The 6,435-nt window shown below is 70.6% G+C and carries 8 protein-coding genes; 6 read left to right on the top strand and 2 right to left on the bottom strand.

Translation table 11 applies throughout. The features are described 5' to 3' along the window. Both LO762_RS32100 and LO762_RS32105 read left to right on the top strand, forming a co-directional pair. A partial coding sequence (locus tag LO762_RS32100) for a hypothetical protein (protein ID WP_230620108.1) occupies nucleotides 1–254 on the top strand: 254 nt, incomplete at its 5' end. A gap of 132 nt (nucleotides 255–386) precedes the next feature. Further along, nucleotides 387–923, top strand: coding sequence for a GtrA family protein (locus LO762_RS32105; RefSeq protein ID WP_230620112.1), 537 nt, complete (start codon nucleotides 387–389; stop codon nucleotides 921–923). Here the strand turns inward: LO762_RS32105 and LO762_RS32110 are convergent. Further along, nucleotides 907–2,178 carry an ATP-binding protein gene (locus LO762_RS32110; RefSeq protein ID WP_230620114.1) on the bottom strand — a complete coding sequence of 424 codons (1,272 nt, stop codon included), beginning with the start codon at nucleotides 2,176–2,178 and terminating at the stop codon, nucleotides 907–909. The genes LO762_RS32105 and LO762_RS32110 overlap by 17 nt on opposite strands. Nucleotides 2,179–2,215: 37 nt before the next feature. Continuing rightward, nucleotides 2,216–2,887 carry a response regulator transcription factor gene (locus LO762_RS32115; protein ID WP_230620116.1) on the bottom strand — a complete coding sequence of 224 codons (672 nt, stop codon included), beginning with the start codon at nucleotides 2,885–2,887 and terminating at the stop codon, nucleotides 2,216–2,218. A gap of 123 nt (nucleotides 2,888–3,010) precedes the next feature. On the opposite strand from LO762_RS32115, the gene LO762_RS32120 reads away from it, so the two are divergent. From LO762_RS32120 to LO762_RS32135, 4 genes are all read left to right on the top strand, one after another. Beyond that, entirely contained in the window at nucleotides 3,011–3,457 is a 447-nt protein-coding gene (locus tag LO762_RS32120) for a hypothetical protein (RefSeq protein ID WP_230620118.1), read from the top strand. A gap of 218 nt (nucleotides 3,458–3,675) precedes the next feature. Next, nucleotides 3,676–3,972 (top strand): bacterioferritin-associated ferredoxin, encoded by a 297-nt coding sequence (locus tag LO762_RS32125; RefSeq protein WP_230620120.1) that lies wholly within the window; start codon nucleotides 3,676–3,678, stop codon nucleotides 3,970–3,972. 138 nt (nucleotides 3,973–4,110) lie between these two features. Further along, on the top strand, nucleotides 4,111–4,593 hold the full coding sequence (bfr, locus tag LO762_RS32130; RefSeq protein WP_230620121.1) for a bacterioferritin: 483 nt from the start codon (nucleotides 4,111–4,113) through the stop codon (nucleotides 4,591–4,593). Nucleotides 4,594–4,679: 86 nt separating this feature from the next. Further along, nucleotides 4,680–6,149 carry a CYTH and CHAD domain-containing protein gene (locus LO762_RS32135; protein ID WP_230620122.1) on the top strand — a complete coding sequence of 490 codons (1,470 nt, stop codon included), beginning with the start codon at nucleotides 4,680–4,682 and terminating at the stop codon, nucleotides 6,147–6,149. Nucleotides 6,150–6,435: the final 286 nt, after the last annotated feature.

The raw sequence follows: 6,435 nt of genomic DNA on the forward strand, positions 1-6,435 counted from the left end.
GCGAGGTTCAGGACGCCGTTCAGCGGGCGTCGGGTGGCGTGGCGGGTATCGAGATGATCTCGGAGGGCGTCCTACCGGAGCACTTTGCGATCGACGTGGCAGCCACGACTCGACTCCTGGACCAACGCCTCTGTCGCCGCCGCACGACGCTGGTTCGACTACCGCAGGGCTCTCAACTGACCGGGCGTCATCTGGACATCCGAACCGAACACACCGCGCTGAGTTCCACGTCGCCGGGGCTGTGGGAGGGGTAGTTGCTGGCTGGTGTCGGTGTTGGGCTGAGGGCGGGGGTTTGGGGGGTTGGCGTGGGTGGGAGGGGAGGGGTGGGGTCCGGTAGCGTGGGTGGCTGGTAGGGGAATGCTGGGGTTCCGGGAGGGCACGTCCACGTGAGCATTCGCAGGTACACCGATGCCGGACACCGGTGGCTGCGGCGTATCGCCCGGGAGTTCGCCAAGTTCGGCAGCATCGGGGCGGTCGCCTTTGTGCTCACGACGGTGCTGTTCAACGTGTGCAGGGCACTGGAGATCGGGCCGCTGACGTCGATCACCATCGCGACGGTGATCGCGACGACGTTCTCGTACTTCGCGAACCGGCACTGGACGTTCCGGCACCGGGAGCGCAGCGGGCTGCGGCGCGAGTACATCCTGTTCTTCGGCCTCAACGGGGTCGGGCTGGTGATCACCCAGATGTTCATCGGCGCCACCCACTACGGACTCGGCCTGGACGGCAAGATCGCCGAGAACGCGGCGCTCGTCGTCGGGACGGGCGCGGCGATGGTGTTCCGGTTCTGGGCGTACCGCCGCTGGGTGTTCGTGGCCGCACCGGCCTCCCCCGAAGCGCCCGCACCGGCCGTGCCCGGCGCTCAGAACGTCCAGGAGCCGCTCGGCTACCCGGCCGGGGCCGAGATCAGACCGGCCCGCTGACGACCCGCTCATGGGCCAGCCTGGCCTCTTCCCGACGGCGCATGAAGAACGCGAACACCGCGGGGCTCGGCTGGACGAGTTCGAGCCTGCCGCCGTCCACCGCGGCGAGCGAGCGGGCCAGGTACAACCCGAGCCCGGTGCCGCCGGCCCCGCTGACACTCCGCTCGAAGATCTTCTTGGACAGCTCCGGTTCGACGCCCGGCCCCTCGTCCCCCACCTCGACGACGACGTTCTGACGGGTCAGCCGGGTGGTGAGCGTCACCGTGCCGGAACCGTGCATGAGGGAGTTGTCCAGCAGCGTCGCGAGGATCTGGGACAGGCAGCTCGGCGTCACCACCGAGACGAGGTCGGCGTCGCCCTCCAGCCGGATCGAGCGGCCCTCGCGGGCGAAGATCGGCCGCCACTCCTCGATCTGCTGCTCGATCACGAGGTCTATGGCCGTCGGGACGGCCTGGCCCGTCCGGTCGTGCTTGGCCCGCGCGAGGAGCTGCTCCACGACGGCGACGAGCCGTTCGGCCTGGGCGAGCGCCGCGTGGCCCTCCTCCCGGACGACGTCGGGGTAGTCCGCGGCCTCGACCATCTCCTCAAGGCGCATCGTGAGGGCCGTCAGCGGGGTGCGGAGCTGGTGGCTGGCGTCCGAGGCGAACTCACGGCTGGAAGCCAGCAGGTCGGCTATGCGGACGGCGCTCGTGTCGAGCACCTCCGCGACGGTGTCCACCTCGGGGATGCCGTAGCGGCGGCGGCGCGGCCTGGCGTTGCCGGTGCCGAGCCGCTCCGCGGTCTCCACGAGGTCGGCGAGCGGCAGCGTCAGCCGCCGGGCCAGCAGGATCGCCAGCACCGTGGCGATCGCGACGCCGAGCAGGATGAGGCTGGCGATCAGCAGGAGCTGGCGCAGGACCTCATCCCTGACCTCGGCGTAGGAGCGGTGGACGGTGACGGTGATGTTGTCGGCGGTGCTGGTGGCGCTCATCGTCTGCCCGGTGAACTGCCGGCCCGCCGTCTCCGTCGTGCCGTCCGGCAGCCTGATGACGATGTACAGGTTCGGGTAGGCGCGGGAGATCTGCCGGGGATCCGGCCGTTCGCCCTGGCCGAGCGGGACCTCGACCTCCTTGATGAGTCCCGCGGCGGTGACGCTCAGGCTCTGCTTGGCGTCGTCGTAGATCAGTTTGCTGACGACCCAGGCCAGCGGGATCCCGAGCAACAGGATCGCCGTCACCGCCACGCCGAGCGTCGACAGCAGGATCCGGCGTCTCATTCCGTCCTCCCCCGGCCGCTGTGGTGCGACCGCGCGTTCAGTCCCCCCGCTCGAACCGGAAGCCGACTCCCCGGACCGTGGTGATGTACCGGGGGCTCGCCGCGTCGTCCCCCAGTTTGCGGCGCAGCCAGGAGATGTGCATGTCGAGCGTCTTGGTGGACCCCCACCAGTTGGTGTCCCAGACCTCGCGCATGATCTGCTCGCGGGTGACCACCTTGCCCGCGTCCCGGACCAGCACCCGCAGCAGGTCGAACTCCTTGGTGGTGAGCTGGAGCTCGTTCTCGCCCATCCACGCGCGGCGCGACTCGGCGTCGATCCGCACGCCCTGCACGATCGGCGTCTCGGTGCTGCCGCGGCGCAGCAGGGCGCGTACCCGGGCGAGCAGTTCGGCGAGCCGGAACGGCTTGGTGACGTAGTCGTCGGCGCCGGCGTCGAGGCCGACGACGGTGTCGACCTCGTCCGCCCGCGCGGTGAGGATCAGGATGGGCACGCCGTGGCCCTCGGAGCGGACGCGCCTGGCCACCTCCAGGCCGTCCAGCTCGGGCAGGCCGAGGTCGAGCACGATGAGGTCGACGCCGCCGCCCAGCGCCCGCTCCAGGGCCTGGGGCCCGTCCGGGCTCACTTCGACGCTGTACCCCTCACGGCGCAGCGCGCGGGCGAGGGGCTCGGAGATGGACGTGTCGTCCTCGGCGAGCAGTACTGAGGTCATGCACCGATCGTAGGACCGTTCATGAACGTTTCCTGGCATGGGACACAGGCTTGACCTGCGGTTTACTACTCATAGTACAAACTCAAGTACGACAGATCACCGCAATCGTGGAGGCACCCAGCCATGTCGCGGATGGTGCGCCCGTCACCCGACATCGCCCGCGGCGCCGGTGCCGTGTTGTTCTTCCTCATCGCCGGTATCCACTTCCTCAACCTTCCGGCCGGATTCCGTCTGGGGGGATATGTCGGGGTTTCCTTGGTTCTGAGCTGCGTGATCAACTTCGCGGGCGTCGTCGGGATCATGGTCGAGCCCCGGGCCCGGATCTGGTGGTACGCACTGGTCACCGGTGGTCTGACGTTGATCGCCTGGATCGTCACGCAAAGCGTCGGTCTGCCCTTGACGACGGAGGAGGTCAGCGGCCAGTGGGTGCGCGAGCCGGTGGTGCTCGCCCAGCCGTTCGTCGCCGCGTCGCTCGCCGCGTTGGCGGGCTGGGTGCTTCTCTCGCGGGCCTACGAGGACACGAACGCGACCCTCTCCAGGGAGCGGGAACGCCTGCTGCATCGGCGCTGACGGCCTTTCGGGGCCGCGCTGAACGGGGTTCGGAACACCCCTGACCAGGCATATCACCCGGGCTCGCGCAACTTTCCTTGCGACCGGGTCTGGCCATCACGGGGAGATCTGTTGTAACTTAGGGGTGCCTAACCTAACCGGCCGGGCCACCGGGTGCGCGTGCGCTTCCGTGGGCCAGGTCGGCACCCCCACCCGCCCCGGCCCAGAGGATCCACCCCATGTACGTGTGCGTCTGCAACGCGGTCACCGAGGACGACGTCCACACGTGCCTCGCCGCGGGCGCGCAGACGACGCGCCAGGTGAAGGACGGCTGCGGCATGAAGCCCGGCTGCGGCACCTGCACCAGGCGGATCACGGCGATGGTGAGCGAGTGGAAGACGGCGAGCGAACTCATGGACGCGATGACCGGCGGTCCGGCCACGCTGCACCCGGTTCCGGGTGAGGGGGAGGTCTCCGCCCCCGTCCAGCCGAGGCAGAACCGTCCCGTCAGGGAGGTGAGGAACCCGGCAGCCTGAGCCACCCCCGACCCGACGGCCCCAGGGCCGCGGCGGCCCGTCCGCGAGGACGGCGGCCGCGCCGAGGTTGAGCCCGCGCGCGAACACACGGCGTTCGGGCGCTTTGTGCTGCCCGCACTTCGTGCTTGGATGGCTCCCATGGAAGGCGACAAGGAAGTCATCGCGCTGCTCAACGAGCAGCTCACCGCAGAGCTCACCGCCATCAACCAGTACTTCCTGCACGCGAAGATGCAGGAGAACTGGGGCCTGAAGTACCTGGCGAAGTACACCAGGGACGAGTCCATCGACGAGATGAAGCACGCCGAGATGCTCACCGACCGGCTGCTCTTCCTGGAGGCTCTGCCGAACTACCAGAAGCTCAATCCGCTGCGGATCGGGCAGACGCTCAAGGAGCAGCTGGAGGCGGACCTCACCATCGAGATGGAGGCGATCGTCCGGCTGCGGGGCGGCATCGAGACGATGCGCGCCAAGGGCGACGTCACCTCGGCCCGGATCTTCGAGCACATCCTCGAGGACGAGGAGGGCCATGTGGACTATCTGGAGACCGAACTGGAACTGCTCACCAAGCTCGGTGAACCCCTGTACATCCAGCGGTTCACCGACGACAACCGCGACAGTTAGGCGCGCCCGCCCTCCCCTTCCGCACGTTATCTCCGCGTGACATCCTTGAGGGTCCACCCGGTTTTCCGACGGAAGGGGTGCCGGGCATGGCGCAGCATCTGGAGATCGAGCTCAAGTTCGACGCCGACGCCGACTTCGTCGTCCCGGATCTGAGCGGTCTCGCCGCGGCGGGTCCACCCCAGACCCACGAGCTGGAAGCCGTCTACTACGACACCGACGACCTCCGGCTCGCCGCCCGCAAGGTCACCCTCCGCCGCCGCACCGGCGGCACCGACGCGGGGTGGCATCTGAAACTGCCCGCGGGGCCCGACGCCAAGCGTGAACACCGGGCCCCGCTGCAGGACGACCTGCCCGCCGAGCTCGCCGCCCTCGTCACCGCGTACGCGCGGGGTGCCGAGCTGAAGCCGGTGGCGACGCTCACGACCCGCCGCACCACCCGCGACCTGAGCGCCGCGCGCGGCGAGGGGCTCGCCGAACTCGCCGACGACCTGGTGACGGGCACCGTGGCGGGCGGCCAGGAGCCGGAGTCCTGGCGCGAGATCGAGGTGGAGCTGGTGTCGGGCGAGCCCGGGTTGCTCGCCGACGTCGGGGAGAAGCTGCTCAAGGCGGGCGCGCGCCGCGCGTCGAGCTCCTCCAAGCTCGGCAGGCTGCTGGCGCCCGCGATCACCAAGGCGCCGGCCTGGACGGGCCACCGCGCGGGCGACGCGGTGATGCGGCACCTCGCCGTGCAGATCGCCGAGGTGCTGGGCAACGACCCGAAGGTGCGGCTTGAGGAGTACGACGCGGTGCACAAGATGCGGGTGGCGGTGCGGCGGCTGCGCAGTGTGCTGGCCAGCGCCCGCCCGCTGCTGGACCGCGACCAGACCGACCCGCTCCAGCCCGAGCTGCGCTGGCTCGCGGGGGTGCTCGGCGAGGTCCGCGACGCCGAGGTGCTGCACGAGCGGTTCGGCGGACGGCTCGCGGCGCTGCCCGTCGCGCCGGAGGCGGAGCCGGGCTGGCTCGCCGAGCTGAAGGAGACCGAGCGCGCGGGCTACGACACCGTCCGGGAGGCGCTGTCGGGTGAGCGGTACTTCGCGCTGCTGAACTCGCTGGACCACCTGCTCGCCGCGCCGCCGCTCACGCCGCGCGCGGGCAGGCCCGCCGCGAAGGAGCTGCCGCGGCTGCTGCGCCGCGCCTGGCGCGGGGTGCGGCGCGCGCACTCCGCGATCGCCGCGGCCGAGACGCCGGAGGCCGCGGACGAGGCGCGGCACGAGACCCGCAAGAAGGCCAAGCGCGCCCGCTACACGGCCGACGCGACGCGGGAGGTGCTCGGCGCGGACGCCAAGACCGTCTCGAAGGCCGCCAAGTCCCTCCAGGAGGTGCTCGGCCGGTTCCAGGACGGCGTCCTCGCCCAGGAGTTCCTGCTGGCCCGCCGCCCCGCCGCCACCACCCCTGCGGACGCCTTCCTGCTCGGCGCCCTCTACGGCCTGGAACGCGCCGAGGCCGAGACCGCCCGCACCGAGTCCGACACCGCCTGGTCCACCGCCCAGTCCACCGTCCTCCCCCTCCTCGCCTGACCCACCCCCCACCCCCTCACACCACCGCCCCACACCCAACCCGACCCGACGTACACCGCACCGCCAATCCTCACCCGACCCGACGCGCACTACACCGCGCCGCCGTTCCCCGCACAACCCACGCTGGCGCCGCTTCTCACCCAACCCGGTACACGCGCGCCCCTCACCCGACCCGATACACGCACGCTTCTCTCCTGAACCGCTGCGCATGCGTCTTCCGCCTGAACCGCTACGCACACGCTGCCCGACTGATTCGTTGCTCGCGCGTCTCCCGGCTGAACCGCTG

The organism is Actinocorallia sp. API 0066, assembly GCF_020991275.1.
Taxonomy (GTDB): Bacteria; Actinomycetota; Actinomycetes; order Streptosporangiales; family Streptosporangiaceae; genus Actinocorallia.

Coding starts and splice junctions, on each gene's coding strand:
- LO762_RS32110 (WP_230620114.1), bottom strand. CDS start 2,178: ATGAGACGCCGGATCCTGCTGTCGACGCTCGGCGTGGCGGTGACGGCG.
- LO762_RS32115 (WP_230620116.1), bottom strand. CDS start 2,887: ATGACCTCAGTACTGCTCGCCGAGGACGACACGTCCATCTCCGAGCCC.
- LO762_RS32120 (WP_230620118.1), top strand. CDS start 3,011: ATGTCGCGGATGGTGCGCCCGTCACCCGACATCGCCCGCGGCGCCGGT.
- LO762_RS32125 (WP_230620120.1), top strand. CDS start 3,676: ATGTACGTGTGCGTCTGCAACGCGGTCACCGAGGACGACGTCCACACG.
- bfr (WP_230620121.1), top strand. CDS start 4,111: ATGGAAGGCGACAAGGAAGTCATCGCGCTGCTCAACGAGCAGCTCACC.
- LO762_RS32135 (WP_230620122.1), top strand. CDS start 4,680: ATGGCGCAGCATCTGGAGATCGAGCTCAAGTTCGACGCCGACGCCGAC.